Raw genomic sequence first — 25,920 nt, forward strand, 5'->3', positions numbered from 1 at the left:
CGCCTCAGACCCCCGTCGCTCCCAGCAGGGACCCGGCCCCGTAGGTGACCGCCATCGCGAGGGCGCCGCCCGCCACGTTGCGCAGGATCGCGGGGCCCGTGGGGGCGGCGCCGAGGCGGGCGCTCCCCCAGCCGGTGAGGGCGAGGGCGGCGAGGACGGAGAGGACCGTGATCCAGAGGCGGGCGGAGGCCGGCGGGAGGACGATCGCGAGGAGCGGGAGCAGGGCGCCGACGGTGAAGGCGAGGAAGCTGGCGCCGGCCGCGTGCCAGGGGTCGGTGAGGTCGTCGGGATCGATGCCGAGCTCCACGCGCGCGTGGGCCCGGAGCGCGTCGCGCTCGGTGAGCTGTTCGGCGGCTTCGCGGGCCACCTCCGGGGAGAGGCCGCGGGCGGCGAGCAGGCCGGTGAGTTCGGCGAGTTCGACCTCCGGCTGTTCGCGCAGTTCGCGCTTCTCCTGGGCGAGCGCGGCCTTCTCGGAGTCGCGCTGGCTGGAGACGGAGACGTACTCCCCCGCCGCCATCGACATGGAGCCGGCGAGCAGCCCCGAGAGGCCGGCCGTGAGCAGTGCGGCCCGGGACTGGGTGGCGCCGGCGACGCCGACGACGAGGCCGGCGGTGGAGACGACGCCGTCGTTGGCTCCGAGCACGGCCGCCCGGAGCCAGTTGAGACGGGAGCCGAGGCCGCCGCCGTGGGCCTCGGCGTCGTGCGCGGGGGGTTCGGTCACGTCAGGAGGGTCGCACCCGGCGGCTCACCAGACGCGGACCGACCCGCCCGGGGCGAAGGCCGGGCTGGTGGCGCCCGCGGGGACCTCCTCCAGGGGCCGGGCGATCTCCTCGACGGTCGGGCCGTGGACTGCGGCGAGGCGGTCGAGGAGGGCGAGGTCGAAGCCGTAGACGCGGGCCGCGTTCCCGCCGACCATGGCGGCGACCTCCTCCCGTGGCAGTCCCGCGTAGGCGATGCGGAGGCCTTCGCGGGAGTACGGGGTGGTGCCCTCGTCGTGCGGGTAGTCGCTGCCCCACATGATCTTGTCGAGGCCGATCCGGCCGCGCAGCGGCACCTCGTGGGGGCGCATGAAGCTCGCGCCGACGAAGCAGTTGTCCCGCCAGACCTCGCCGGGGCCCTTGCCCATGGACTCCGCGAGGCCGGCGCCGAATTTGGACTCGGCGGTGGCGGCCCCCGTCGCGGCCGACACCAGGCGCCGGTGGTAGTAGTCCAGCATGTCGAGCACGCCGGGGATCCACCCCGAACCCTGCTCGGTCAGGACCAGCTTGAGCCCCGGGTGGCGCCGGAACGCGCCGCCGAAGATCAGGTGCCACAGCGCCCGGTGGGAGAACCAGGTGGTCTCCACCATGAACACCGCGCGGGCGGCCGGTTCGTCGCCCGGCGGGGGCGAGGCCGAGCCGCCGTGGTGGTTGACCGGGACGTCGAGCTCGGCGCAGACCGCCCAGATCGGGTCGTACGCCGCCGAGTGCAGCTCCGGGACGGGCGAGCCCGGCGGGACCCCCGGCAGCAGGACGCCCCCGGTCAGTCCGGCCTCGCGGGCGCGGCGGATCTCCGCGACCGCCGCGCCCACGTCGTTGAGGAGGATCTGCGCCACGCCCGCCCTGCGCCCCGGGGCGTCCGCGCAGAAGTCGGCCAGCCAGCGGTTGTGCGCCCGGAGACCGGCCCAGCGCAGCTCGTACTCGGCGGGGGCGGGCGGCCGGGCCATCAGGGAGGCCTCGGGGAAGAACGGCGGGATGGTGTTCGGGAAGACGACCTCGGCGACGATGCCGTCCGCCTCCAGCTCGCGCAGCCTGCGCCGCGAGTTCCAGTTGCGGTCGGCGGTGTCGGCGAGGAGGTCCTCGTACGGGTTGACGTAGGTCGCCGCCCAGGCGTCGAAGTCGTCGTGGTGCTTCTTCTCCAGGTACGGCTTGTAGTCGAGGAGGTCGGCGCCGGCGTGGCAGTCGGCGGAGATCACGGTGTAGCGGTCGGTCACGGGTTCACCCCCAGGACCGGGAACTCGTGGTCGGTGAGCCAGTGCCTGCCGACCTCGCGCGAGCGGGCCCAGGAGGCCTCGACGGCGGTCTGGTCGGCGGGCTGGCCGAGGTCGGCGGGGGTGGGGCCGATCCGACGGGCTATCGGATCCAGTGTTCGGACATCGAATCCGAAGACCTCCGCGGCGGCGAGACCGAGCATCCGCCGCGTCTCCTCGACCGGGATGTCGTGGAACGTCCTCCGCAGCCACGCGCGCGTGTCCGGCCACGTGCCCTCCGGGTGCGGGAAGTCCGAGCCCCACAGGATGTTGTCGACGCCGATCTCGTACCGCTGTGCGAGCTCGCGCCGCTTGGTGTTGGTCGCGCAGACGAAGACCTGCCGGTCCAGGTACTCGCTCGGCGGCCGCTTCAACTCCGCGAACGGGGACAGCTTCTTGCCGCCGTGCGCGCCCAGGTAGAGCCGGTCCATGAACCAGAGCAGGTTGGGCAGCCACCAGCAGCCGGACTCGGCGACCCCGAACCGCAGGCCGGGGTGGCGCTCGAAGGCGCCCGACCAGAGCAGGAACCACAGCGGCCTGGCCGGCCACCAGGTGACCTCGGAGACGTAGATCCCGAGGTGGTCGCCGTACTCCTCGCGCGGCGCCGCCCCGGAGTGGGTGACGACCGGCATGCCGGTCTCGGCCGCCGCCGCCCACACCGGGTCGTAGCACCGGTCGTGGTACGGGGCCTTGTCCACCCACATGGAGGGGATCATCAGCGCGCCGAGCCCGGACTCCTTGGCGCGGTGGATCTCGGCGACGACCTCGCGGACGTCGGCGGTGACGGGGAGGAGGGCGACCCCGCAGTGCCGGGCCGCGTCGTCGGCGTTCCCGCCCACGAACTCGGCGAGCCAGCGGTTGTGCGCCCGCGCCCCCGCCATGCCGAGCTCCGGGTCCTGGTCCCCGGAGAGCCCGAGGCCGACGCCGAAGGGGGCGGCGGTCCGGCTGTCGACGGCGTCCGCGTCGGGGAAGACGACCTCGGCGGCCACCCCGTCGCCGTCGAGCTCCTTGATCCGCTGCGCGGGGTCCCAGCCGCCGCGCAGGCCCTCCTCGTTGTCGCTGAACCACCTGTCCGCGAAGGCCTCGTTGCGCACCCCGAGCCGGGTCATGGCCTCGCGGCGGGCCTCGCGCCCCGCCAGGAAGTCGTCGAACTCCCGGTGGAAGCGGGGGTCGAGATAGGGCCGGTACTCCTCGGTGGGCAGCCCGGCGTGGCAGTCGGAGGAGATGATCAGATACGGGTCCTCATGGCTCATCGTGCGGCTCCCTCAGTCGAGGATGAAGCTCTCCAGGTACGACGGATCGGCGCGGTCGAGCATGGATCGCGAGCGCGCCCTGATCAGGCGGTCGCTGTGCTCGCTCTCCGGCAGCATCCAGAAGCGGTCGGCGCGGATGCCGTCGACGACGTGCTCGGCGACCTCCTCCACCGGCGTGAAGGCCACCTCGTGCCCGGCCTCCTTCATCGCCGCCTCCCACTGGTCGAGGCTGCGGTACGGGGTCCTGCGCGGCCGCTGCTTGGCGTACCGCTCGGGCCGGTTGCGGTGCGACTCCCACAGTCCGGTGCGGAGCATGTGCGGACCCGGGAAGAGGACGGAGGCGCCCACGCGCGCGTGCTCGGCGCGCAGATGGGCGTAGAGCGACTCGGTCATGGTGACGACGGCCGCCTTGGTGACCGCGTACACGGAGGCGGTGGGCAGCGGGGCGATGCCGCCGTCGCCGGAGGAGGTGTTCACCACGTGGCCGGGTCCGCCGCCGGCGAGCATGCGCGGGACGAAGGCCTGGATGCCGTGGAAGACGCCCCAGACGTTGACGGAGAAGGCCCACTTCCAGTCGTTGGGCTCGTGCTCCCACATGCGGCCCTCTGCGCCGGAGCCGACGCCCGCGTTGTTGCAGAGGACGTGGACGGCGCCGAAGGTGTCGTACGCGGCGTCGGCGAACGCCCGCACCTCGTCGGGGTCCGACACGTCGACCGTCCGGGCGAGGACCTGCGCCCCGCTCTCCATCAGCTCGTCGGCGGCCTCCTGGAGCGCACCCCGCTCGACGTCCCCGAGGACGACGGCGAGGCCCTCGGCGGCGAAGCGGCGGGCCATCGCGAGGCCGATGCCGCTCGCCGCGCCCGTGACGACGGCGACCTGTCCTTCGCGCAGCTCCATCAGGCGCTTCCTTCCGGGGGGCCGTCGAGGACCTGGAGCGGGTCGTCGTACCGCTGGTGGACGAAGGGCAGCAGGTCCCGGGCCGAGACGCGCTCGGCGACCGTGCCCTTCTGGTCGGTGGTCTTCTCGCCGATCGTGATCTCGACGAGCCGGCGGACGGGGAGGTCGGCGACCGGGTCGTACATGGACTCGCGCAGGACCACGTCGCCCGTGATCCGCTCCAGCTTCCGCACCCTCTCGTTCCGCACGCAGTGGACGAGGACGGGGTCGGCGTCGAAGCCGGTCCCCTCCACGCCCGGCAGGAACTTGAAGTAGAAGTCGGTCTTCTCGACGGGCTCCGGCAGCGGCAGCGGTCCGGAGACCGCGCCGCGCACCTCCACGAAGGCGATGCCGTGCCGGGCGAGGGCGGCGCGCACGACGAGCCCGTCGCGCTCGACGGTGACCTCGCCCAGCTTCTTAGGCTCGCCGAAGACCTCGCGCCCGCCGATCAGGGCCCGCTCGTAGGTCATCGGCATGACCAGCGGGTACCAGCCCTCCCGGTCGCCGTGGGCGGCGGCGACGGCGACCGAACCGGCGCCGAGCGGGTAGCCGGGCAGGTCGACCTTGCTGATGTTGACGCGCACGAGGGGGCGCGCGGTGGGCTTCAGCGGGGGCGGCAGGACCGCCGCCACGACGTCCGGGTCGGTCTCCCAGACGGCGACCACGCCGGTGGACCAGATGTCGGGGAGCCTGGCGGACCGCTCGCGGGCCGCCGCCGCCTCCGCGTCGCCGCGAGCCCCGTACCGTACTCGTGCCATGACGTACCGCCCTTCGGGAACGTATCGGCCTGTAACACAGTTACACCGACCGCCCCGCAGGGTAAAGAGGGCCGCACGCAGAGGAGTTGGGGGAACCGATGACACGCTCCGCGCTGACCCGCGACGAGGTCCTGGACGCGGCGGCCGCCCTGGTGCGGGAACACGGCCCGGACGCGCTGACGATGCGTCGGCTCGCCGCCGAGCTCGGCACCGCGGTCACCTCGATCTACTGGCACGTCGGCAACCGCGAATCGCTCCTCGACGCCCTCGTCGCCCGCACCGTCGCCGACCTCGGCACGATCCGCCCCCGGGGCGCGAACCCGGCCGAGCGGATCGTCTCGGTCGCCCGCGCCCTGCGCCGCGCCCTGCGCGAACGCCCGCACCTGGTGGCGATGGTCCACGAGCGCGGCCTGACGGAGCGCATGTTCCTGCCGGCCCGGCGGGCCCTGGTCCACGAGGCCCACGCGGCGGGGCTGCGCGGCGCCCGCGCGGCCGCCCTGGTCCACGTGGTCCAGTTCCAGGTCGTCGGCCACGTCCTCGTCGAGCGCAACCGCGAGCGCGCCCCCGCCCAGCCGTCGGCCGGAACGGACCCCTGGACCACGGAGCCGACCGGCTTCACCGCCCCCGACCCGGAACTCGCCCGCGCCCTCGCCGCCCCGATCGACACGGAGGCCCTGTTCCTGGTGGCGGTGCGGGCGCTGGTGACGGGCCTGCTGCACTGAGGAGGACCGGCCTCCGCGCCCCGGCCCGCGAGGGCCTCCGACACCGGATTCCGGCCGGAGCGGTGGCGGATCACCGCCCCGGAATCCGGCGCCGGGGACCCGGTTGTCCGTGGAGGCCCGTATCCTCCATTACCGTGCTTGACGACCGTACGACAGCAGCGACGTGGCCGACCGCCTACCCGCAGGGGTACGCGGTCGTCGACGTGGAGACCACCGGACTCGCCCGCGACGACCGGATAGTGTCGGCTGCCGTCTACCGGCTGGACGCCCAGGGGAACGTCGAGGACCACTGGTACACCCTGGTCAACCCCGAGCGGGACCCCGGCCCCGTCTGGATCCACGGCCTGACCAGCGACGTCCTGGAGGGCGCGCCGCTCTTCCCGGAGATCGCGGCGGAATTCGCCGCGCGGCTCGACGGGCGGGTGCTCGTCGCGCACAACGCGATGTTCGACTGGCAGATGATCGCCCGGGAGTACGCGCGCGCGCAGTCCGCCGCGCCGGTGCGCCAGCGGCTGTGCACGATCGCGCTCGCCAAGGAGCTGTCGCTGCCGCTGCCCAACCACAAGCTGGAGTCGCTCGCCGCGCACTTCGGCGTCGTGCAGCAGCGGGCGCACAACGCGCTCGACGACGCGCGGGTGCTCGCCGAGGCGTTCCGGCCGAGCCTGCACGCGGCGGCCGAGCGGAACGTGCGGCTGCCGCTGCTCGAGTGCCGGCCGCTCACCGAGTGGGCCTCGGCGCCGACGCAGCCCCGGACCGGCCCCGCGTCCTCCTACCGGGCGGGCGGCTGGCGGCCCTCGCGGAGGCGCCCGTCGTGCCCGTACCCCAACCCCGGACGCTACGAGTCGGACAAACCGCTCAAGCAGGGCATGCGGGTGGCCTTCTCCGGCGACACCTCCATCGACCGGGAGCTCCTGGAGGACCGCACCGTCGAGGCGGGCCTCCACGTCGCCACCAGCGTCTCCCGGCTGACCAGCCTCCTGGTCACCAACGACCCGGACTCCGCCACCTCCAAGACCCTCAAGGCCCGCTCGTTCGGCACCCCGGTGGTCGACGAGGCCGCCTACACCCAGCTGCTGCGGGACGTGACCCCGGCAGACGGGTGACACCCCCCGGCCCGGCGGGCGCGCCGCGCCGCACCCGCCCGCCGGGCGCCCCACCCTGTGGCGCATGGCACGTTGTGAGGTCTGCGGAAACGATTACGGCATGTCCTTCGAAGTGCACGCGCAGGGCGCGGTGCACGTCTTCGACTGCTTCGCCTGCGCCATCCACCGCATGGCGCCCATCTGCGAGCACTGCCGGGTCCAGATCATCGGACAGGGCGTCGAGGTCGAGGGCAGCTGGTACTGCGGCGGCCACTGCGCCCGCGCGGAGGGAAAGGTGGGCATCGTCGACAGGGTGTGAGGAAACGACCCCGGGCGGCCGGGCGAACCGACCCGAACCCCCCGTGCGTGCACCCCCCGACCCGCGCTGTACGGTCGTGGGGTGTACCGGTTCCTGTTGTCCCGACAGTGGGTGATCCTCACCCTCGTCGCCCTCGCCCTCATCCCCACGATGATCGAGCTGGGATTCTGGCAGTTCCACCGGCACGAGCACCGGGTCGCCCAGAACGCCCTGATCGCGGACAACCTGAAGGCGGAGCCGCTTCCGGTCGAGGAGCTCAGCTCCCCCGGCCGCACCGTCCCGCGCGCCGACTACTGGCGGCGGGTCACCGCCACCGGCACCTTCGACACCGCCCACGAGGTGGTCGTCCGCCGCCGCACCTCCTCCGACGACCAGGTGGGCGTGCACGTCCTGACCCCGCTGGTGCTCCGCGACGGCCGGGTCGTCCTGGTCAACCGCGGCTGGGTCCCGGCCGCCTCCGACCAGCACGCCTACCCGCCGGTGCCGCCCGCCCCCAGGGGCGAGGTCACCGTCACGGGCCGGCTCAAGGCGGACGAGACGACGGGCGCCAGCGGCATCAAGGACCTGAAGGGGCTGCCGGACCGCCAGGTCATGCTGATCAGCAGCCGGCAGCAGGCCCGGCTCATCGGCCGCGAGGTGCTCGGCGGTTATCTGGAGCTGACCGCGCCCCAGCCGCCCGGCGACACCCCCGAGACGATCGCCGAGCCGGACCACGACTCGATCGGTCCCCACATGGCGTACGCCGTGCAGTGGTGGCTCTTCGCCGCCGGGGTGCCCGTCGGCTGGGTGGTCCTGGTGCGCCGGGAGAAGCGCGACCGGGAGACCGGGGCCGCCGCCGACGCCCCCGGATCCCCGGAGCGGGACACGACGGAGGCGCAGGCCACTCCGTCCCGCTGATTGACCGTCGCCGCTTCCGGGAACAGGCCGAAGCGTGACGCAACGCATCGACGACTACGCCCTCATCGGCGATCTCCAGACCGCCGCACTCGTCGGCCGCGACGGGTCGGTCGACTGGCTGTGTCTGCCCCGCTTCGACTCCGCCGCCTGCTTCGCCGCCATCCTCGGCGACGAGAACAACGGCCACTGGACCCTCGCGCCCAAGGGCGCCAGCGGCTGCACCACCCGCCGCTACGCCGAGGACACCCTCGTCCTGGAGACCTACTGGGAGACCCGTACGGGCACCGTCAAGGTCATCGACTTCATGCCGCAGCGGGACACCTCCCCCGATCTGATGCGGATCGTGGAGGGCGTCAGCGGCAACGTCGAGATGGCCTCCGTGCTGCGGCTCCGCTTCGACTACGGCTCGATCGTGCCCTGGGTGCGCAGGATCGACGGCCACCGGGTCGCGATCGCCGGGCCGGACTCGGCCTGGCTGCGCAGCGAACCGCACGTGAAGACCTGGGGCCAGCAGTTCTCCACCCAGTCCTCCTTCACCGTCGCCGCGGGCGAGAAGGTGGCCTTCGTCCTGACCTGGCACCCCTCGCACGAGCCGCGCCCGGACCTCGTCGACCCCTTCGAGGCCCTGGAGCAGTGCCTCGAGGACTGGCGGAAGTGGACGGCCCGCTGCACCTACGAGGGTCCGTACCGGTCGGAGGTGCTGCGGTCCCTGATCACCCTCAAGGCGCTCACGTACGCCCCCACCGGCGGGATCATGGCCGCTCCCACCACCTCGCTGCCGGAGGAGCTCGGCGGCGTGCGGAACTGGGACTACCGCGCCTGCTGGCTGCGCGACTCCTCCCTCACCCTCGGCGCGCTGCTCGCCGCCGGGTACGAGGAGGAGGCGGCCGCCTGGCGGGACTGGCTGCTCCGCTCGGTCGCGGGCGACCCCGCCGACCTGCAGATCATGTACGGGCCGGCCGGGGAGCGCCGGCTGCCGGAGACCAGCCTGCCGTGGCTGCGCGGCTACGCCGACTCGGCGCCGGTGCGGACCGGGAACGCGGCGGTGGACCAGTTCCAGCTGGACGTGTACGGCGAGGTCATGGACTCGCTCCACCGCGCGCGTGAGGCCGGGATCCCGCCGGAGCGGCACGCCTGGAACCTCCAGCTGAGCCTGCTCGGCTTCCTGGAGTCCACCTGGCGGGAGCCCGACGAGGGCCTGTGGGAGGTCCGCGGGCCGCGCCGGCACTTCACCCACTCGAAGGTGATGGCCTGGGTCGCCGCCGACCGCGCGGTCCGCACCCTGGAGGCCGACCCCACGCTGCCGGGGGACGTGGGGCGGTGGCGGACGATGCGGGACGAGATCCACGCCCAGGTGTGCGCGCGGGCCTACGACCCCGTGCGGAACACCTTCACCCAGGCGTACGGCTCGTCCGAGCTGGACGCCGCCACCCTCCTCATCCCCCAGGTCGGCTTCCTGCCGCCGGACGACCCCCGGGTGGTGGGGACGGTGGACGCGGTGCGGGAGGAGCTGATGCACGGCGGCTTCCTGCGCCGGTACAGCCCCGACTCGACGGCCCTGGACGGGCTCCCGGGGCAGGAGGGGACCTTCCTGGTCTGCTCGTTCTGGCTGGCGGACGCGCTGCGGCTGACCGGACGCGCCGAGGAGGCCCGCGAGCTCTTCGAGCGGCTCCTCACGCTCACCAACGACGTGGGGCTCCTCGCGGAGGAGTACGACCCGGTGGCGGGACGGCAGCTGGGGAACTTCCCGCAGGCCTTCAGCCACATCGGTCTGGTGGGGACGGCTCTCGCCCTGGCCGCCGAGGACGCGGCAGGATAGGGGCATGGATCTTGGACTGAAGGACCGTGTGTACGTGGTGACCGGTGCGACGCGGGGGCTCGGCCGGGCCTCGGCCGAGGCGCTGCTCGCCGAGGGCGCGAAGGTGCTGGTCACCGGGCGCGAGGAGAAGACGGTCGCCGACGCGGTGGCCGAGCTGGGCGAGGGGGCGGCCGGGATCGCCGCCGACAACGCCGACCCGGGGACCCCGGCCCGGCTGATCGCCGAGGCGCGGGCCCGCTTCGGCGGCTTCGACGGCATCCTGATCAGCGTCGGCGGCCCGGCGCCCGGCTTCGGGGCGGACAACACCGACGAGGAGTGGGCGGCCGCCTTCGACACGGTCTTCCTGGGGGCGGTGCGGCTGGCCCGCGCGGCCGCCGAGACGCTCGGCGAGGGCGGGGTCATCGGCTTCGTCCTGTCCGGCTCGGTCCACGAGCCGATCCCCGGCCTCACCGTCTCCAACGGCCTGCGCCCGGGACTGGCCGGCTTCGCCAAGTCCCTCGCCAACGACCTGGGCCCGCGGGGGATCCGGGTCGTCGGCCTGCTGCCGAGCCGCATCGACACGGACCGGGTCCGCTCCCTCGACGCGCTCTCCGGCGACGCGGACGCGACCCGCGCGGCCAACGAGCTCACGATCCCGCTGCGGCGCTACGGCACCCCGGAGGAGTTCGGGCGCACGGCGGCCTTCGTGCTCTCCCCGGCCGCCTCATACCTGACGGGGCTGATGCTGCCGGTGGACGGCGGGGCGCGCGCCGGGTTCTGATCCCGGGGCGGCGCTCCGTCCCCCGGCGGCGCGTTCCGACCGCGCGCGACGGCCGTTCCGGCCCGGTGGCGTTCCCGCCGCCGGGCGACGGCGTCCGGGCGCTCAGGCGACCCGGCGGGCGCGGTGCTTCACCGCGCGCAGGCGCGCCTCGGTGGGCAGTTCGGGCAGCCCCGTCGAGGTGCGGGCCTGGGCGAGGGTCCGGGTGCTGAGGGCGGTCAGGGTGTCGCCCGGGGAGGCGTGCGGCTCCAGGAGGAGCGCGATCCGGGACCGGGGGGCGGTGCGGCGGCCCGTGAGGGCGACCTTGGCCCGGGCGACGCCGTCCTGCGAGGCGGCGTCCGCCTCCAGGACGCCCTCCAGGGCCCGGCCGCGCAGGACCGCCTCCTCGCCGTCGCCGGTCTCGACGAGGACCTCCGCGAGGCGGGCCCGCCGGAACTGGACGAACAGCCACCAGAGGGCCAGCAGGACGATGATCCCGAGGGCGGCGATGACCACCGGCCACCACCAGCCCTCGTCCCGCCAGCGCTGCCGGTCGGCGGTGGAGAGCAGCACGTCGGAGGGGCCCGACCAGGGCCACCAGGACGGTACGGGCAGGTCGACGGCGGCGGCGAGGACCGCGCCGCCGACGACCACGAGGAGCAGCCCGGCGAGACCGAGCAGGACGCGGTTGACGCGCCGGAGGACGCGGGTCACTTGGCCTTCCCTTCCTTCCGGGACGGCCGGGCCACCCGTACCGTCGGGGTGAGCGGGCGGGCGAGGCCCAGCTCGTCGATCCCGGTGGCGAGCACCGTCTGCACGTCGGCGCGGACCTCGTCGAGGGCGCGGAAGTGGGACACCGCCCGGACGCCGACCTTCGCCCGGCGGACCCTCACCCGGACGGACCGGACCCCGGAGACCTCCATGACGCGGTCCCGCAGGGCGAGGGCGGCGGCCTTGCGGTCGAGTCCCGCCCGTACGTCGGTGTGCTCGCGGCGCATCGGGAGGACGTCGCGCAGCCCGGGCGTGGCGGCCAGGACGACGAGCCACAGGCCGAGCAGGACGGCGACGGACGCGCCGGCGACGATCACCGCGTCGTCGAGCGGTCGGGTCGCGAGGGCGTGGGCCAGTTCGCGCCGCCAGGACATCGCCGAGCGGTCGGCCCGTACGGCCGCGACGTCGTAGAGGAGCAGCCCGGCGGCGCCGAGGACGACGGCGGCGAGGAGGGCGGCGGGGATGCGGCGGACGGCCCAGAAGCGGCGGGCGCGGGGGGCCGGCGCGTCGGCCAGCGCGGCCGTCGCGCCGTCGGCGGGTCCGGCCGGAAGGTCCGCGTCCGCCGTGGGGTCCGTTTCCGGGGTGGTGGTCATGCGAGGCGGCCCCTCGGCGAGGTGTTGCGGGTGTGCGCGGAGTGGAGGTGCTCGACGTGGACGGCCACCTCGTGGACCTCCAGGCCGACGAGCTCCTCCACGCGGGTGCGTACCCGGTTCCGGACGGCGCCGCACTGGCGGCCGACGTCGGAGGGGTAGTCGAGGTCGAGGCTCACCGAGACACGGGCGGTGTCCCGGTGGACGACGACCGAGGCGTGCGGCTTCGATCCCCCTTCGGGGACGGAGTCGAGGGCTTCTCCCGCCGCCCGGGCGGCGATCTTCGCGACGACGCGGTCGGCGATGGTGGTCGCCCCCCGGTCCCGCACTCCGTCCCGTACCGGATTGTCTGCCAGGTCGGTCACCACCTCGGGTCACCGCCGCCGGTCGCCGCGTTCGCGCCCTCGGAACAGGTCTCCGGGTTCGAGGTCCCCGTCGAGGAACCGCCCGGCCACGAAGCCGATCGCGCCGAGGGCCGCGATCACCAGAAACGCTCCGAAGCCGCCGAAGTATCCGGCGAATCCGAGAGCCATGCCGGCCAGCAGGCCGACCATCGCCATGCTCATTCCGAGTCCCTTTCCTGGCCCCCGTAGCCGGGGTTCCGACGCCTACTGGAGCCGGGGCTCCGGCTCTTCTTCCTCGTCCTCGGGCAACTTCACGTCGCTGACCGCGATGTTGACCTCGACGACCTCGAGACCCGTCATCCGCTCCACGGCGGCGATGACGTTCTCCCTGACGTCCCCGGCGACGTCGGCGATGGAGACGCCGTAGTCGACGACGATCTCCAGGTCGAGCGCGGTCTGCACCTCGCCGACCTCGGCCTTGACGCCCCGGGTGACGCTCGACTTGCCGCCGCCCGTACCGGGGACCCGGTCGCGGACGGCGCCGAAGGTGCGGGAGAGGCCGCTGCCCATGGCGTGGACGCCGTCGACGTCGCGCGCGGCGAGCCCGGCGATCTTCTCCACGACTCCGTCGGCGATCGTGGTCCGGCCCCGGGAGGCGGCCGGGCCGCCGCCCCGCTTGACCATGGAGCCACGGCGCGACTCGTCTCCCGTGAAGTCTCCTGAGTGAGTGGTGTCCGTCATGAGTTCTAGCCCCTTCCGTAATATTTCGGGGTTCCTCGCCCACATTAAGGCGACTTGCCCCGATTCGCCCCAGGGATGCGGCAGGCTGGGGGAATGACGACTGCTGAGGGATGGACGGCGGCGGTACGGGAACGGCTCGCGCCGGGCAGGCTGCTGCCGCTCGGAACGGCCGGGGACGGCGCCTGGATCACCGAACGGGCGGTACGGGGCGTCCTCGGCCCGGCCGCCGCGACGGTACGGGGCGTGGTGCCGGGCAGGCTGCGGGTCGGGCCCGACCTGGAGGCCGAGAACGACGGGGCGGCGGGAGCCGAGCCGTTTCCGGTCCCGCCGGGCGCGCTCGGGCCGGGGGTGCTGCGGATCACCGCGGACTTCGGGGTGGTCGCGGGCCGTCCGCTGCCGGAGCTGGCCGAGGAGTTGCGGGCGACCCTGCTCGGGGCGGCGCGGGACGGGCTCGGGCTGCTCGTGACGGCCGTGGACCTGCGGGTGACGGAGCTGCTCGACGTCGAGCCGGAGGCGGATCAGGACGCTCCCCCGCCGGGACGCCCGGCCCCGGCGACGGACGACCCGGTGGCCCTGGCGGTCCTGCGGGTCGAGGGCGTGGCGGGCGTGACGGACTCCTGGGGGCCGCCGGTGCACCGGGACCCGGACGGGGTGCGGGTGGAGCTGGCCGTGACGGCCGGTCACCGCCCGCTGGACGTGGTCCGCGCCGCCCGGAACGCCGCGACCGCGGCCGCCGACGGGGCGACCGCGGTCACGGTGCTGGTGTCGGAGCTGCGCTGAACGCGCGCGTGCGGCGCGGCAGCACGCCGGCCCGGCGACGCACGCCCGGGTCGGCGCCGCCCCGCACGCGCGCGTGCGTCAGTCGCCGAGGCCCGCCAGGTCGCGCAGGCGGCGGGCCTGGGCGGCGCGCTCGGCGGTGCGCTGCTCCTCGTAGGAGCGCCCGGAGGCGCCCCGGAGCAGCGCCTTGGTCTCGGTGACCGCGTCGCGGGGCGCCGCGAGCAGGGCGGCGCCGAGGTCCCGTACCGCCGCGTCGAGCTCGTCGGCGGGCACGGACAGGTTGGCGAGACCGATGCGCTCGGCCTCCTCCGCGTGCACGAAGCGGCCGGTGGCGCAGATCTCGAGGGCGCGGGCGTAGCCGACGAGCGAGACGAGCGGGTGCGTCCCGGTCAGGTCCGGGACGAGGCCCAGGCTGGTCTCGCGCATGGCGAACTGCACGTCCTCGGCGACGACCCGCAGGTCGCAGGCGAGGGCGAGCTGGAAGCCCGCGCCGATGGCGTGGCCCTGGACGGCCGCGATCGACACGAGGTCGCTGCGGCGCCACCAGGTGAACGCCTCCTGGTACTCGGCGATGACCGCGTCGAGGTCCTCGTCGGAACCGCGCGCGAGGTCGAGGAAGGACGGCTCGCCGTCGAAGCCCTTGGGCGTGAACGCCTGCCGGTCGAGTCCGGCGGAGAAGGACTTGCCCTCGCCGCGCAGGACGACGACCCGCACGCTGCCGGGCAACGACCGGCCGGCTTCCGTCAACGCCCGCCACAGAGCGGGAGACTGGGCGTTGCGCTTCGCCGGATTGGTCAGGGTCACCGTGGCAACGGCGTCCTCGACGGTGAGCCGTACACCGTCCTTGTCGAACACGAGCTCAGAGTCGTGGAGCGTGGTCATGGGGGCGCCTCCGGTTCCGGTGCAGCACGGCATGCGACATGCTAAGTGACTGCACAGTAACCACCTGGCCGACCGCAGGGCCGACCGGGTGCCCACCGGGAGGTCCCGGTGGACCGGTCGAGCCGCCCCGATGTCAGGCCGAGGCCGCCTTCTTGCCCCGTGTCGCCCCGCCGCGTCCACGCAGCGTGACTCCGGACTCGCTCAGCATCCGGTGGACGAATCCGTAGGAGCGGCCCGTTTCCTCGGCCAGCGCCCGGATGCTCGCACCGGAGTCGTACTTCTTCTTCAGGTCTGCCGCGAGCTTGTCGCGCGCGGCGCCGGTCACCCGGCTGCCCTTCTTCAGAGTCTCGGCCACCCGTGCCTCCTCATGGGAAGTGCGCTCTGGACTTCTCATGATCACCCCTCCCGTCCGTCCTGGCCACCCATTCGACAAGGTCGGTGCCGCCGGGTTTGCGGACGAGTACGCCGTCATCACGAACGGAAGCCCACATTCCGCAGGCTTGGAAAGGCACCTGCGGACCGGTCGGTACGGGAAGTGCCAGGTCAGCGGGGCAAGGGGAACACACGTACGGCGCGGGCCTGCCGGAAGGATTCGGCAGAGCACCGCGCCGGAATGTACGAGACATCCTCACTCAGATGACGGATCTCCCATGAGCCGAATGATCCAGCCCGGGATGATCGTCCGGGGCCGGACGGAACCCCTGGACGCCCCGCGGAAGGTCAGGCGAGGGCCACCAGGTCCGCGTAGTCCGCGCCCCACAGGTCCTCGACGCCGTCCGGGAGCAGGATGATCCGCTCCGGGTCGAGCGCCTCCACGGCGCCCTCGTCGTGGGTGACGAGGACGACGGCGCCCTTGTACGTGCGCAGCGCGCCGAGGATCTCCTCGCGGCTGGCCGGGTCCAGGTTGTTGGTGGGCTCGTCGAGGAGCAGCACGTTCGCCGAGGAGACGACGAGGGTCGCGAGCGCGAGCCGGGTCTTCTCGCCGCCGGAGAGGACGCCGGCCGGCTTGTCGACGTCGTCGCCGGAGAAGAGGAAGGAGCCGAGCGTCTTGCGCACGTCGACGAGGTCGAGGTCGGGCGCGGCCGAGCGCATGTTCTCCAGGACGGTCCGCTCGGGGTCGAGCGTCTCGTGCTCCTGGGCGTAGTAGCCGAGCTTCAGGCCGTGGCCCGGGGTGACCTCGCCGGTGTCGGGCTTCTCGACGCCGCCGAGGAGGCGCAGCAGGGTCGTCTTGCCCGCGCCGTTGAGGCCGAGGATGACGACGCGCGAGCCCTTGTCGATCGCGAGGCTCACATCGGTGAAGATCTCCAGCGAGCCGTAGGACTTGGAGAGCCCCTCGGCCGTCAGCGGGGTCTTGCCGCAGGGCGCGGGCTCCGGGAAGCGGAGCTTGGCGACCTTGTCGGAGGCCCGCACCGCCTCCAGGCCGGAGAGCAGCCGCTCGGCGCGCTTGGCCATGTTCTGCGCGGCGACGGTCTTGGTGGCCTTGGCGCGCATCTTGTCGGCCTGCGAATTGAGCGCGGCGGCCTTCTTCTCGGCGTTCTGGCGCTCGCGCTTGCGGCGCTTCTCGTCGGCCTCGCGCTGCTGCTGGTAGAGCTTCCAGCCCATGTTGTAGACGTCGATCGTGGAGCGGTTGGCGTCCAGGTAGAAGACCTTGTTCACCACGGTCTCGACGAGGTCGACGTCGTGGGAGATGACGATGAAGCCGCCCCGGTAGGTCTTCAGGTAGTCGCGCAGCCAGACGATGGAGTCGGCGTCGAGGTGGTTGGTGGGCTCGTCGAGGAGCAGGGTGTCGGCGTCGGAGAAGAGGATCCGGGCGAGCTCGACGCGGCGGCGCTGACCGCCGGAGAGGGTGTGCAGCGGCTGGCCCATGACCCGGTCGGGCAGGCCGAGGGCGGCGGCGATGGTGGAGGCCTCGGCCTCGGCCGCGTAACCGCCCTTGGTCAGGAACTCGGTCTCCTGGCGCTCGTACTGCCGCAGCGCCTTGTCGCGGGTGGCGCCGGAGCCGGTGGCGATGCGCTCCTCGTTCATCCGCATCTTCTTGAGCAGGGTGTCGAGGCCGCGGGCGGAGAGGATGCGGTCGCGGGCCAGGACGTCGAGGTCACCGGTGCGCGGGTCCTGCGGGAGGTAGCCGACCTCGCCGGAGCGGGCGATGCTGCCGGCGGCCGGCTGGCCCTCGCCGGCGAGGCACTTGGTGAGGGTGGTCTTGCCCGCTCCGTTGCGGCCGACGAGGCCGATGCGGTCGCCCTTGGCGACGCGGAAGGAAGCGGATTCGATGAGGACGCGGGCGCCGGCGCGCAGCTCGATGCCGGAAGCGGTGATCACGGACAGACTCCAGGGCGGTGGGGAAGGGCGGAAGGACGGCTGGTGGCGGGCTTCGACGCCGCTAATGCACCCAAAGGAGAATGGCCATGCGGCCAGTCTAACGGGCGCCTGCAACTGGTTTTCGGCCGTGCGGGGCACGGACCGCCGCCGTCCGCGCCCCGCGCCCTCCGCCCGCCGTTCCCACCGACGCTTCGCAAAAGGAGCGGCGGGTACACGACCGTCCGATACTCGGCGCAGGGCGGCGGTCTCTGCCCGGCGGACAGCGGAGGGCGGTGGACCGTGCAGTTCGACGACGACGCCGATCTGGACACCTCGGAGGTCAGTGACTCCCGGGGAGGCCGGATCCCGGGCGGCGGGGCGACCATCGGCGGCGGGATCATCGGTTTCGTCGCGCTGGTCCTGGGGCTGTTCTTCGGGGTGGGGCCCGACCAGCTGGGACTCTCGGACGGCGGCGACCAGCCGGCCGCGACCTCGTCCTCGGCGGCCCGGGTGGACCAGGTCTGCAAGAAGGGTTCGGACGCCAACACGCGCGAGGACTGCCGGATCGTCGCCGTCGTCAACAGCGTGCAGGACTACTGGCGGGGCGAGTACGAGCGCCGGGGCGGGACCTACGGCACCGCCCCCACCAAGCTCTTCACCCAGCGGGTCGGGACCGCGTGCGGCACGGCGACCTCGGCGGTGGGGCCGTTCTACTGCCCCGGCGACCGGCGGGTCTACCTGGACCTGGACTTCTTCGACGAGCTGCGCACCAGATTCGGGGCGACCGGCGGGCCCTTCGCCCAGGCGTACGTGGTGGCGCACGAGTACGGCCACCACGTCCAGAACCTGATGGGGACCCTCGGCCGCGCCCAGGACGGGCGGACCGGCGCGGACTCCAACGCCGTGCGGGTCGAGCTCCAGGCCGACTGCTACGCCGGGGTCTGGGCGCGGCACGCGACGACCACCCCCGACGAGAAGACGGGCCGGCCGCTGCTCACCCGGCTCACCGACGAGGACGTCCGGGACGGCCTGGACGCGGCGGCGGCCGTGGGCGACGACCGGATCCAGGAGAGGTTCCAGGGGCGGGTGACGCCGGAGAGCTGGACGCACGGCTCGGCCGCGCAGCGGCAGCAGTGGTTCTACGAGGGCTACCGGACCGGCGACATGGCCCGGTGCAACACCTTCCGCTGAGTTGTCGGCGGCGGCTGCCAGACTGAGATCCAGGTCACATCGAGAGGAAGTGATCGGGATGGCTGGGCCCCCCGACATCTGTCCGGCGCTGCGGTACGAGGACGCCAAGGCCGCGATCAAACAGCTCACGGAGGGCTTCGGCTTCACCGAGCGCGCCGTGTACGAGGGCGAGGACGGCCGTGTGCTGCACGCCGAGCTCGCCTGCGGGAACGGCATGGTGATGCTCGGCAGCAAGGGCGGCGGCACCGAGTTCGACCGACTGATGGGCGACGCCGGGCCCACCGCGGTGTACGTGCGCGTGGACGACGTCGACGAGCACCACGCCCGGGCGGTGGCGCAGGGCGTCGAGATCGTGATGCCGCCGAGGGACCAGGAGTACGGCGCGCGGGACTACACGGCCCGGGACGCCGAGGGCAACGTGTGGAGCTTCGGTACGTACGCCCCCGGCGCGACGGATTGAGCGTCCCCCGAGCGGTCAGGCTCCGCCGGTGTGGACCTGGAAGGCGGCCCGGCGGACCGCCTTGGCCAGGGCCGGGTCCGGGTGGGCGGCCGCCAGGGCGACCAGGACCTGGACCGTGCGGGGGTGGCCGACGGCGCGGACCTCGTCGAGCAGCGCCGGGACGGTGCCCTGCACGGCGGAGTCGAGGTGGCGGACGAGGAGTTCGCTCTCGCCGTGGTCGGCGACGGCCGCCGCGGTGTCGACCCAGAGCCAGGTCGACTCCTCGCGGGTCAGCACCTCCTGGGCCTCGTCGGGGTCGGCCCCCTCGTACTCGGCCAGCCAGAGCAGCGCGTACGGGCGGAGCGAGGGCTCGGCGACGGTGGCCCGCACCTCGGCCTCGGCGGGCGCCCCGACGACGCGGAGCGCCTCGAAGGCGAGACCGCGCAGGAGCGCGTCCTCACCGCGGGCGACGGCGAGGAGTTCGCTCACGGCGCTGGACAGGGTGCGGGCCGCGAGCCAGGCGCGGTACTCGTCGCGGGCCGGGCCCGGGGTGAGTCGGGCGCAGCCGCGGAGCATGTCCTCGGCGGACTGCTCGATGTTGCCCGCCGGGCTCTGCGCGGCGACGCAGATCTGCTCCAGCTTGACCCAGACCGCCCAGTTGCCGAGCGGGGTCAGGGTGGCGTGACGCTCGTCGGTGCCGGGGTCCAGGGTGAGCGCGCCGACGGCGGCCAGGCCCTCCAGGGCCCAGTCGAGGAGGGCGGGCAGCCCGTCGAGGGCGGCGGGGGCGGCCACCGGCTCGGGCGCCGGCTCGGCCGCGGGGACCTCGCAGCGCTCCTCGCGGAGTTCCTCGACGCGCTGGCCGAGGAGATCGAGGAGGGCGGGGACGGGCACGGGCCCCTGGGAGAGCTGGAGCAGCGAGAGCACCTGCGGGACGGCCTCGACGACCTCGGCGACGGCGCTCGGGGCGACCCCCTCGGGAGCGGGGTGCACGAGCGACCAGGCGTCGAAGAGCGCGACCCAGCCGCGCAGGACGGCGGAGTCGTCGCGGTCCCAGGCGCGCAGCCGCCAGCCGGGGCGGGCGGTGTCGCCGTGCAGCTCGACGAGTCCGGCGAGCCGGGCGCGGTCCCAACCGGCCCGGACCTGGCCGGGCGTCAGGTCCAGTGCGGCCGCGGCCCGTTCCTGGGCGGGGCCGGCGCCGGGGCCGGTGCGGGGTGCCGTGTCGGCCCCGTGCTCGACGGCGGCCCAGCGGGCGATCCGTACCGCGTCGGCGAGGACCTGCCGGGCCTGGCGGGCGAGCTCCGCGCGGGGCGGAGTGCCCTCGGGCGGCCGCGGCGCCGGCCGGGTGCGCCGGGTCGTCACGGCCCGTCGGGCGGTGGCCAGCGCCCGCGGGCGGACGAGTCGGAGTCTGGAGTTGCGCGCCAATGGTTCATCGGGCTTTCGAGACGTCACGGGGGCAGTCTTCCCGCTGACGGCCCGAAAGCCCAATCGGAATCGGAAGCGCCGTCAGAGCAGCGGGGTGAGGAAGCGCCGCAGGGACTCCTCGTAGTGGTTCGGGTCGGCGTTCCACATCGCGGCGTGCGGGGCCTGCTTCACGGTCCGGAGGCCGACCAGACCGGGCAGGCGGGCGGCGAGCTCGACGGAGGGCTCCCAGGGGGCGAGGGTGTCGTCGGGGCCGTGGAAGAGGAGGGTCGGGGCGCGCAGGGCGCCCGGCTCGGAGGCGGTCCGGAGGAGGTCGCCGTGCGGGCCGGTCCGGCCCTGGGCGGCGCGGACGGCGAGCGGGAGCAGGAGTCCCGGGACGTGGCGGGCCGCCGCGAGGTTGCGGAGGGCGGCCTCCCAGTCGAGGACCGGGGAGTCGAGGACGAGGCCGCTGATCCGGTCGCGCACGCCCGACTCGGCGGCGGCGCGCAGGGCCATCGTGGCGCCGGTCCCCCAGCCGTGCAGGACGACCTTCCCGGCACCCCGGCGGACGGCGTAGCGGATGGCGGCGTCGACGTCCCGCCACTCGGAGTCGCCGAGGTGGGCGAGGCCGTCCGGGGAGGCGGGCGCCCCCTCGTCGCCCCGGTAGGCGGGGACGAGGACGGGCATCTTGCGGCGGTTGTAGAAGGGGACGAGGTTCAGCGGGTGCTCGCGGGTGGTGCCGAGCCCGTGCAGGGCGATCACCCAGGTGCTCCGGGGGCCGGGCACGAGCCAGGCGGGCAGGGGGCCGAGCTCGCCGGGGATCTCGACGTCCTCGTGGAGGAGGCCGAGGGCACCGGTCGGGGTGCCGCGGTGGAGCTGGGGGGTGAGCCGGACGCGGGCGCCGGTCCCGAGGACGCCGAGTTCGACCCGTTCCAGGCGGCGGACGACGGTGTCGGCGGTGTGCGGCACCCGGTCCAGGACGGGGCCGAGGACGGCGTGCAGGCCGGGAGCGTCCATTCCGTACGTGCCGGGGCGCAGCGAGGCGAGGCTGCGGGTGAGGGTGACCCGTCCGGGCCCCGTGGCGTGCACGGTGAGTCCGGGATCCCCGGGCAGGGGTCGTCCGGACGGCGCCTTGAGGGCGACGTCGCTGGCGTACCGGCCGGCCGCGATCGCGGCCGCGCCGACACCGATCAGGGTGGTGACGGCCGCTGCCGTCGCTGTAGCCGGGCGCACGCTCCCCAGTGTCGGGCAGGGCGGGCCGGGCCTGCCACCGGACGGGCCCGGCGGGGTGGAGAACCGGACGGGCGCGGCGGGGCGGAGGGCGAAGGGGTCCGGCGGGGCGGAGGGCGCGGGGCCGCCCGGGAGAGTGACGTGGGTCTCCTCCGCGGGGCCCTCCGGCCGGGCGGTTCTGTCCAGGGAGCGGAACCGGTCGGCCGGGAAGGGGGCGGGGCGGCGGGCACGACCCCCGGCAGGCCCGGGATCGCCCGTGGTTCCGGATGACCGCATCGTGGACACCGGGCGCTCCGGGGCGAGAAGCGGAATCCCTTGACACCGGATAGGGACACCACGTCGCCCGTCCCAGTTCATCTTCCGTTCACCCAGGTTGCTTACGTTCGACGCGCCACTGACGTCAAACGATTGCCTGGGTAAATGGAACACATCACGCTGCTGCTCGCCATTGTGGTCGTGACAGCTCTCGTGTTCGATTTCACGAACGGTTTCCACGACACCGCCAACGCGATGGCCACGACCATCTCGACCGGTGCGCTCAAGCCCAAGACGGCGGTGGCCATGTCCGCCGTGCTGAACCTCGCCGGCGCGTTCCTGTCCGTGGAGGTCGCCAAGACGATCTCCAAGGGGCTGGTCAACGAGGAGGGCATCCAGCCCGAAGTGATCCTCGCCGCGCTCGTCGGCGCGATCCTCTGGAATCTGGTGACCTGGCTGGTCGGACTGCCCTCCAGCTCCTCCCACGCCCTGATGGGCGGCCTCATCGGCGCGACCGTCGCCTCGATCGGCGTCAGCGGCGTCAACGGCGAGGTCGTCGTCAGCAAGGTCCTCCTCCCGGCCGTCGCCGCGCCGATCGTCGCGGGCATCGCCTCGATGCTGGCCACGAAGCTGACGTACCGGATCGGCGCCAGGACGGACGAGAAGGACACGGCCAAGGGCTACCGGGTCGGCCAGATCGCCTCCGCCGGTCTCGTCTCCCTCGCCCACGGCACCAACGACGCCCAGAAGACGATGGGCATCATCACCCTCGCCCTGGTCGCCGGCGGCACCCTCGCCCCCGGCTCCAACCCGCCCGTCTGGGTCATCGTCTCCGCCGGCCTGGCGATCGCGCTCGGCACCTACCTCGGCGGCTGGCGCATCATCCGCACGATGGGCAAGGGCCTCACGGACCTCCAGCCGCAGCAGGGCTTCGCCGCCCAGACCAGCGCGGCCACGACCATCCTGGCCTCCTCCCACCTCGGCTTCTCGCTCTCCACCACCCACGTCGTCTCGGGTGGCGTCATGGGCGCGGGCCTCGGCCGCAAGGGCGGCGTCGTCCGCTGGTCGACCGCCACCCGCATGTTCGTCGCCTGGGGCCTGACCCTGCCGGCCGCCGGCCTGGTCGGCGCGGGCGCCGAGTACGTCGCCCGCCAGGGCGACTGGGGCGTCTACGTCGTCGCGGCCTTCCTGATCGCCTCCTGCGCCGGCATCTGGCTCGTCTCCCGCCGCCAGGTGGTCGACCACACCAACGTCAACGACGTCGAGGCCGACGACGAGGCCGCCGGCGTCGTGACCACCGCGATCGCGGCCGTCACCCCGCCGCCGGCCGGTTCCGTCGCCGCCGTCGCGGACGAGGACCTGAAGACCACCATCCCCGCGCCGGTCCCCACGGACCCGGCCGCTCCCCCGGCCCCCGCCGCGGTCTAAGGAACTGGAACCAAGCATGAAGATCGACTGGGCAGCCCTCGGCTCCGTCTTCGGAGTCAGCCTCGTGGCGACCGTCGCCCTCGTGGGCCTCTTCACCCTCGGTGTCGTCGGCCTCTCCAAGCAGGAGCGGGCCGCCGCCCAGGGAGGCTCCGCAGCCCTGGCCCGCACCGGCGCCTACGCCGCCTTCGCCCTGTGCCTGGCGGCCGTGGCGTACGGCATCTACCTGATCGTCGCCTGACGGTCCCGCTCCCCGACCGGGCGGTCCGCATCCTCGGATGCGGACCGCCCGGTCGTCGTGTCTGTGGTGCTTCGCACAGTGACGCGGTGCAGGTCAAGGGTGAGTTGACGGCTGTTCTCGGCCCGTGGTGGACTGCCGGGGCCATGACGGCGGCAGTAGAGGAAGTCCGGTGCGAATCCGGCGCGGTCCCGCCACTGTGACCGGATCCCACGGGTCCGGGAGTCAGGAACTCTCGCCGCCGGTCACGTCGATCCAGGGCGCGGACCCTGAGTGAGGACAGAGCGCCATGCCCGGCCGCGGCCGCAGCGTCTCCCCGACCACCGGTGTCTTCGCGTACGGCGCGGCCCTGGGCCTCGCCGTCGACCTGCTCGTCGGCGACCCCCGCCGCGGACACCCCGTCGCCGCCTTCGGCCGGGCGGCGGCCCGCGTCGAGCGGGCCCTGTGGCGCGACCACCGCGGCTGGGGCGCCCTGCACACCGCCGTCTGCGCCGGTGCCACCGTCGCGGCCGGTGCCCTCGCCGCCCGTACGGCACGGGGCAGCCGCGCCGGATCCGTGGCGCTCACCGCGGCGGCCGTGTGGGCCGTCGTCGGCGGCACGACCCTGGGGCGCGAGGCCCGCGCGATCGGCGGCGCCCTCGCCGCCGGCGACCTGGAGGCGGCCCGGGAGCGGCTGCCGCACCTGTGCGGACGCGACCCGCAGTCCCTCGACGGTCCCGCGATGGCCCGCGCGGTCGTCGAGTCCGTCGCCGAGAACACCTCCGACGCCGTGGTCGGCGCCCTCTTCTGGGGCGCCGTCGCGGGCGTGCCGGGACTCGTCGGCTTCCGGGCCGTCAACACCCTCGACGCGATGGTCGGCCACAAGTCGCCCCGGTACCGGAGGTACGGCTGGGCCTCGGCCCGCCTCGACGACCTGGCCGGCTGGCCCGGGGCCCGGCTGACCGCCGCGCTCGCGACCGTCGCCGGCGGGAACCCGCGCGGCGCCCTGCGGGCCTGGCGGGCGGACGCCGCGAAGCACCCGAGCCCGAACGCGGGCCCCGTCGAGGCCTCCTTCGCGGGCGCCCTCGGCGTACGGCTCGGAGGGACCCTCTCGTACGCCGGGCGGGTCGAGGACCGGCCCGTCCTCAACGGGGAGGGCCGGCCCGTCGAGGTCGCCGACGTCGACCGCGCGGTCCGGCTGTCCCGCCGGATCACCGGACTGACCCTGGCCGCCTGCGTGGGCGGCCGCACGATCGCGAGCGCGCTGAAGCGGAGGAACGCATGAGGGGTGGGGGGCTGCTCGTCGCCGGGACCACGTCCGACGCGGGCAAGAGCGTCGTCACGGCCGGCATCTGCCGCTGGCTGGTCCGGCAGGGCGTCAAGGTCGCGCCGTTCAAGGGACAGAACATGTCCCTGAACTCCTTCGTCACCCGGGAGGGAGCCGAGATCGGCCGGGCGCAGGCCATGCAGGCGCAGGCCGCGCGGGTGGAGCCGACCGCGCTGATGAACCCGGTGCTGCTCAAGCCCGGCAGCGACCGCTCCAGCCAGGTCGTCCTCATGGGCAGGCCGGTCGGCGAACTGAGCGCCCGCGGCTACCACGGTGGCCGGCAGAAGGAGCTCTTCGAGCCGGTCCTGGCGTGCCTGGAGGAGCTGCGGGGCACGTATGACGCCGTGATCTGCGAGGGGGCGGGCAGTCCGGCCGAGATCAACCTGCGGCGCACGGACATCGTGAACATGGGCATCGCGCGGGCCGCGAAGCTGCCCGTGGTCGTCGTCGGGGACATCGACCGGGGCGGGGTCTTCGCCCAGTTCTTCGGGACGACGGCGCTGCTGGGTCCCGAGGACCAGTCGCTCGTCGCCGGGTACCTGGTCAACAAGTTCCGGGGCGACGTGACCCTCCTGGAGCCGGGCCTCGACATGCTGCACGGGCTCACCGGCCGCCGGACCTTCGGCGTCCTGCCGTACGCGCACGGGCTCGGCATCGACGAGGAGGACGGCCTGCGGGTCTCGCTGCGGGGCACCGTCCGCGAGTCGGTCGTCGCGCCGCCGGTCGGCGAGGACGTGCTGCGGGTCGCCGTGTGCGCCGTGCCGCTGATGTCCAACTTCACGGACGTCGACGCGCTGGCCGCCGAGCCCGGCGTCGTCGTCCGGTTCGTGGACCGGCCCGAGGAGCTCGTCGACGCGGACCTCGTCGTCGTCCCGGGCACCCGGGGCACGGTCAAGGCGCTGGCGTGGCTGCGCGAGCGGGGGCTCGCCGACGCCCTCGTCCGGCGCGCGGCCGAGGGCCGGCCGGTGCTGGGCGTCTGCGGCGGCTTCCAGGCCCTCGGCGAGCGCATCGAGGACGAGGTCGAGTCGAGGGCCGGCGTGGTCGACGGGCTCGGGCTGCTGCCCGTACGGGTCCGGTTCCAGGCCGAGAAGACCCTCGCCCGGCCGGTCGGCGAGGCGCTCGGCGAGCGGGTCGAGGGGTACGAGATCCACCACGGCGTCGCGGACGTACGGGGTGGGGAACCCTTCCTGGACGGCTGCCGGGTCGGCTCCGTATGGGGCACCCACTGGCACGGCTCGCTGGAGAGCGACGGCTTCCGGCGGGCGTTCCTGCGGGAGGTCGCGACGGCGGCCGGGCGGCGGTTCGTGCCGGCGCCCGACACGTCGTTCGGCGCCCTGCGGGAGGAGCAGCTCGACCGGCTCGGCGACCTGATCGAGGAGCACGCGGACACGGACGCGCTGCTGCGGCTGATCGAGGAGGGCGCCCCCGCGGGGCTGCCGTTCGTGCCTCCGGGGGCGCCGTGAGCGCCCGCCCGGTCCAGGCATCCGTACCCACCGAAGGAGCGA

At 74.1% G+C, this 25,920-nt stretch carries 28 protein-coding genes and 1 riboswitch; of the genes, 13 read left to right on the forward strand and 15 right to left on the reverse strand.

From position 1 onward, the window contains the following. Positions 1 to 4: 4 nt before the first annotated feature. Genes ACZ66Z_RS27355 through ACZ66Z_RS27375 form a run of 5 tightly spaced genes read right to left on the reverse strand, consistent with a single transcriptional unit; the run spans position 5 to position 4,955 of the window. Positions 5 to 721: a VIT1/CCC1 transporter family protein gene (locus ACZ66Z_RS27355; protein WP_469938018.1), complete on the reverse strand. Its 717-nt coding sequence runs from the start codon at positions 719 to 721 to the stop codon at positions 5 to 7. 24 nt (positions 722 to 745) lie between these two features. Further along, positions 746 to 1,972, reverse strand: a complete 1,227-nt coding sequence (locus ACZ66Z_RS27360; protein WP_469938019.1) for an amidohydrolase family protein — start codon at positions 1,970 to 1,972, stop codon at positions 746 to 748. Continuing rightward, entirely contained in the window at positions 1,969 to 3,261 is a 1,293-nt protein-coding gene (locus ACZ66Z_RS27365; RefSeq protein ID WP_469938020.1) for an amidohydrolase family protein, read from the reverse strand. The genes ACZ66Z_RS27360 and ACZ66Z_RS27365 overlap by 4 nt, the downstream gene beginning before the upstream one ends. Positions 3,262 to 3,273: 12 nt before the next feature. Continuing rightward, positions 3,274 to 4,158 carry an SDR family NAD(P)-dependent oxidoreductase gene (locus tag ACZ66Z_RS27370; RefSeq protein WP_469938021.1) on the reverse strand — a complete coding sequence of 295 codons (885 nt, stop codon included), beginning with the start codon at positions 4,156 to 4,158 and terminating at the stop codon, positions 3,274 to 3,276. Continuing rightward, positions 4,158 to 4,955, reverse strand: a complete 798-nt coding sequence (locus ACZ66Z_RS27375) for an acetoacetate decarboxylase family protein (RefSeq protein ID WP_469938022.1) — start codon at positions 4,953 to 4,955, stop codon at positions 4,158 to 4,160. Before ACZ66Z_RS27375 ends, ACZ66Z_RS27370 begins: the two co-directional genes overlap by 1 nt. Before the next feature lie 98 nt (positions 4,956 to 5,053). Between ACZ66Z_RS27375 and ACZ66Z_RS27380 the strand changes: the two genes are divergently transcribed. From ACZ66Z_RS27380 to ACZ66Z_RS27405, 6 genes are all read left to right on the forward strand, one after another. After that, positions 5,054 to 5,677 (forward strand): TetR/AcrR family transcriptional regulator, encoded by a 624-nt coding sequence (locus ACZ66Z_RS27380; protein WP_469938023.1) that lies wholly within the window; start codon positions 5,054 to 5,056, stop codon positions 5,675 to 5,677. Positions 5,678 to 5,805: 128 nt separating this feature from the next. Beyond that, positions 5,806 to 6,780 (forward strand): DEDDh family exonuclease, encoded by a 975-nt coding sequence (locus ACZ66Z_RS27385; protein WP_469938120.1) that lies wholly within the window; start codon positions 5,806 to 5,808, stop codon positions 6,778 to 6,780. Between the two features lie 64 nt (positions 6,781 to 6,844). Continuing rightward, the gene (locus ACZ66Z_RS27390; RefSeq protein ID WP_030691654.1) at positions 6,845 to 7,078 is read left to right on the forward strand and encodes a hypothetical protein; all 234 of its coding nucleotides are present in this window, start codon (positions 6,845 to 6,847) and stop codon (positions 7,076 to 7,078) included. Between the two features lie 81 nt (positions 7,079 to 7,159). Next, on the forward strand, positions 7,160 to 7,975 hold the full coding sequence (locus tag ACZ66Z_RS27395) for an SURF1 family cytochrome oxidase biogenesis protein (protein ID WP_469938024.1): 816 nt from the start codon (positions 7,160 to 7,162) through the stop codon (positions 7,973 to 7,975). Between the two features lie 34 nt (positions 7,976 to 8,009). Next, positions 8,010 to 9,794, forward strand: a complete 1,785-nt coding sequence (locus tag ACZ66Z_RS27400; protein WP_469938025.1) for a glycoside hydrolase family 15 protein — start codon at positions 8,010 to 8,012, stop codon at positions 9,792 to 9,794. A gap of 4 nt (positions 9,795 to 9,798) precedes the next feature. After that, positions 9,799 to 10,554 carry an SDR family oxidoreductase gene (locus ACZ66Z_RS27405; protein WP_469938026.1) on the forward strand — a complete coding sequence of 252 codons (756 nt, stop codon included), beginning with the start codon at positions 9,799 to 9,801 and terminating at the stop codon, positions 10,552 to 10,554. A gap of 102 nt (positions 10,555 to 10,656) precedes the next feature. On the opposite strand, the gene amaP is transcribed toward ACZ66Z_RS27405, so the two are convergent. From amaP to ACZ66Z_RS27430, 5 genes are read right to left on the reverse strand one after another with little or no spacing between them, the layout of a single operon-like run. After that, a complete protein-coding gene (gene amaP / locus ACZ66Z_RS27410) occupies positions 10,657 to 11,244 on the reverse strand; it encodes an alkaline shock response membrane anchor protein AmaP (protein WP_469938027.1) in 588 nt (195 codons plus the stop codon). Continuing rightward, complete coding sequence (locus tag ACZ66Z_RS27415) at positions 11,241 to 11,894, reverse strand: DUF6286 domain-containing protein (protein ID WP_469938028.1); 654 nt, start codon at positions 11,892 to 11,894, stop codon at positions 11,241 to 11,243. Before ACZ66Z_RS27415 ends, amaP begins: the two co-directional genes overlap by 4 nt. After that, entirely contained in the window at positions 11,891 to 12,256 is a 366-nt protein-coding gene (locus ACZ66Z_RS27420; RefSeq protein ID WP_469938029.1) for an Asp23/Gls24 family envelope stress response protein, read from the reverse strand. The genes ACZ66Z_RS27415 and ACZ66Z_RS27420 overlap by 4 nt, the downstream gene beginning before the upstream one ends. Before the next feature lie 9 nt (positions 12,257 to 12,265). Beyond that, complete coding sequence (locus ACZ66Z_RS27425) at positions 12,266 to 12,457, reverse strand: hypothetical protein (protein WP_469938030.1); 192 nt, start codon at positions 12,455 to 12,457, stop codon at positions 12,266 to 12,268. 42 nt (positions 12,458 to 12,499) lie between these two features. Beyond that, positions 12,500 to 12,976 carry an Asp23/Gls24 family envelope stress response protein gene (locus ACZ66Z_RS27430; RefSeq protein ID WP_469938031.1) on the reverse strand — a complete coding sequence of 159 codons (477 nt, stop codon included), beginning with the start codon at positions 12,974 to 12,976 and terminating at the stop codon, positions 12,500 to 12,502. A gap of 93 nt (positions 12,977 to 13,069) precedes the next feature. On the opposite strand from ACZ66Z_RS27430, the gene ACZ66Z_RS27435 reads away from it, so the two are divergent. Then, positions 13,070 to 13,756 (forward strand): hypothetical protein, encoded by a 687-nt coding sequence (locus ACZ66Z_RS27435; protein ID WP_469938032.1) that lies wholly within the window; start codon positions 13,070 to 13,072, stop codon positions 13,754 to 13,756. A gap of 78 nt (positions 13,757 to 13,834) precedes the next feature. Here the strand turns inward: ACZ66Z_RS27435 and ACZ66Z_RS27440 are convergent, their stop codons facing one another. The 3 genes from ACZ66Z_RS27440 to ACZ66Z_RS27450 form a co-directional block, all read right to left on the reverse strand. Further along, entirely contained in the window at positions 13,835 to 14,635 is an 801-nt protein-coding gene (locus tag ACZ66Z_RS27440; RefSeq protein WP_469938033.1) for an enoyl-CoA hydratase/isomerase family protein, read from the reverse strand. A 133-nt stretch (positions 14,636 to 14,768) separates the two neighbouring features. Beyond that, the gene (locus ACZ66Z_RS27445) at positions 14,769 to 14,990 is read right to left on the reverse strand and encodes a helix-turn-helix domain-containing protein (protein ID WP_006123601.1); all 222 of its coding nucleotides are present in this window, start codon (positions 14,988 to 14,990) and stop codon (positions 14,769 to 14,771) included. Between the two features lie 365 nt (positions 14,991 to 15,355). Then, the gene (locus ACZ66Z_RS27450; protein WP_469938034.1) at positions 15,356 to 16,954 is read right to left on the reverse strand and encodes an ABC-F family ATP-binding cassette domain-containing protein; all 1,599 of its coding nucleotides are present in this window, start codon (positions 16,952 to 16,954) and stop codon (positions 15,356 to 15,358) included. A gap of 279 nt (positions 16,955 to 17,233) precedes the next feature. Here ACZ66Z_RS27450 and ypfJ point away from each other — a divergent pair, with 279 nt between their 5' ends. Both ypfJ and ACZ66Z_RS27460 read left to right on the forward strand, forming a co-directional pair. Then, positions 17,234 to 18,124: a KPN_02809 family neutral zinc metallopeptidase gene (ypfJ, locus tag ACZ66Z_RS27455; RefSeq protein ID WP_469938035.1), complete on the forward strand. Its 891-nt coding sequence runs from the start codon at positions 17,234 to 17,236 to the stop codon at positions 18,122 to 18,124. 58 nt (positions 18,125 to 18,182) lie between these two features. Beyond that, positions 18,183 to 18,584 carry a VOC family protein gene (locus tag ACZ66Z_RS27460; RefSeq protein WP_469938036.1) on the forward strand — a complete coding sequence of 134 codons (402 nt, stop codon included), beginning with the start codon at positions 18,183 to 18,185 and terminating at the stop codon, positions 18,582 to 18,584. A 15-nt stretch (positions 18,585 to 18,599) separates the two neighbouring features. Here ACZ66Z_RS27460 and ACZ66Z_RS27465 read toward each other — a convergent pair whose 3' ends face one another. Next, entirely contained in the window at positions 18,600 to 20,012 is a 1,413-nt protein-coding gene (locus ACZ66Z_RS27465) for a hypothetical protein (protein ID WP_469938037.1), read from the reverse strand. A gap of 54 nt (positions 20,013 to 20,066) precedes the next feature. Then, positions 20,067 to 21,194 carry an alpha/beta hydrolase gene (locus ACZ66Z_RS27470; RefSeq protein WP_469938038.1) on the reverse strand — a complete coding sequence of 376 codons (1,128 nt, stop codon included), beginning with the start codon at positions 21,192 to 21,194 and terminating at the stop codon, positions 20,067 to 20,069. 417 nt (positions 21,195 to 21,611) lie between these two features. Here ACZ66Z_RS27470 and ACZ66Z_RS27475 point away from each other — a divergent pair, with 417 nt between their 5' ends. The 4 genes from ACZ66Z_RS27475 (at position 21,612) to ACZ66Z_RS27490 (ending at position 25,878) form a co-directional block, all read left to right on the forward strand. After that, on the forward strand, positions 21,612 to 22,874 hold the full coding sequence (locus ACZ66Z_RS27475; protein WP_469938039.1) for an inorganic phosphate transporter: 1,263 nt from the start codon (positions 21,612 to 21,614) through the stop codon (positions 22,872 to 22,874). A 16-nt stretch (positions 22,875 to 22,890) separates the two neighbouring features. Continuing rightward, positions 22,891 to 23,112 carry a hypothetical protein gene (locus ACZ66Z_RS27480; protein ID WP_469938040.1) on the forward strand — a complete coding sequence of 74 codons (222 nt, stop codon included), beginning with the start codon at positions 22,891 to 22,893 and terminating at the stop codon, positions 23,110 to 23,112. A gap of 111 nt (positions 23,113 to 23,223) precedes the next feature. Beyond that, a riboswitch (cobalamin riboswitch) is annotated at positions 23,224 to 23,363 on the forward strand. A 35-nt stretch (positions 23,364 to 23,398) separates the two neighbouring features. Next, the gene (locus ACZ66Z_RS27485; protein WP_469938041.1) at positions 23,399 to 24,373 is read left to right on the forward strand and encodes a cobalamin biosynthesis protein; all 975 of its coding nucleotides are present in this window, start codon (positions 23,399 to 23,401) and stop codon (positions 24,371 to 24,373) included. Then, the gene (locus ACZ66Z_RS27490; protein WP_469938042.1) at positions 24,370 to 25,878 is read left to right on the forward strand and encodes a cobyric acid synthase; all 1,509 of its coding nucleotides are present in this window, start codon (positions 24,370 to 24,372) and stop codon (positions 25,876 to 25,878) included. Before ACZ66Z_RS27485 ends, ACZ66Z_RS27490 begins: the two co-directional genes overlap by 4 nt. Positions 25,879 to 25,920 lie beyond the last annotated feature (42 nt).

The organism is Streptomyces sp. NPDC107498 (genome assembly GCF_055582805.1).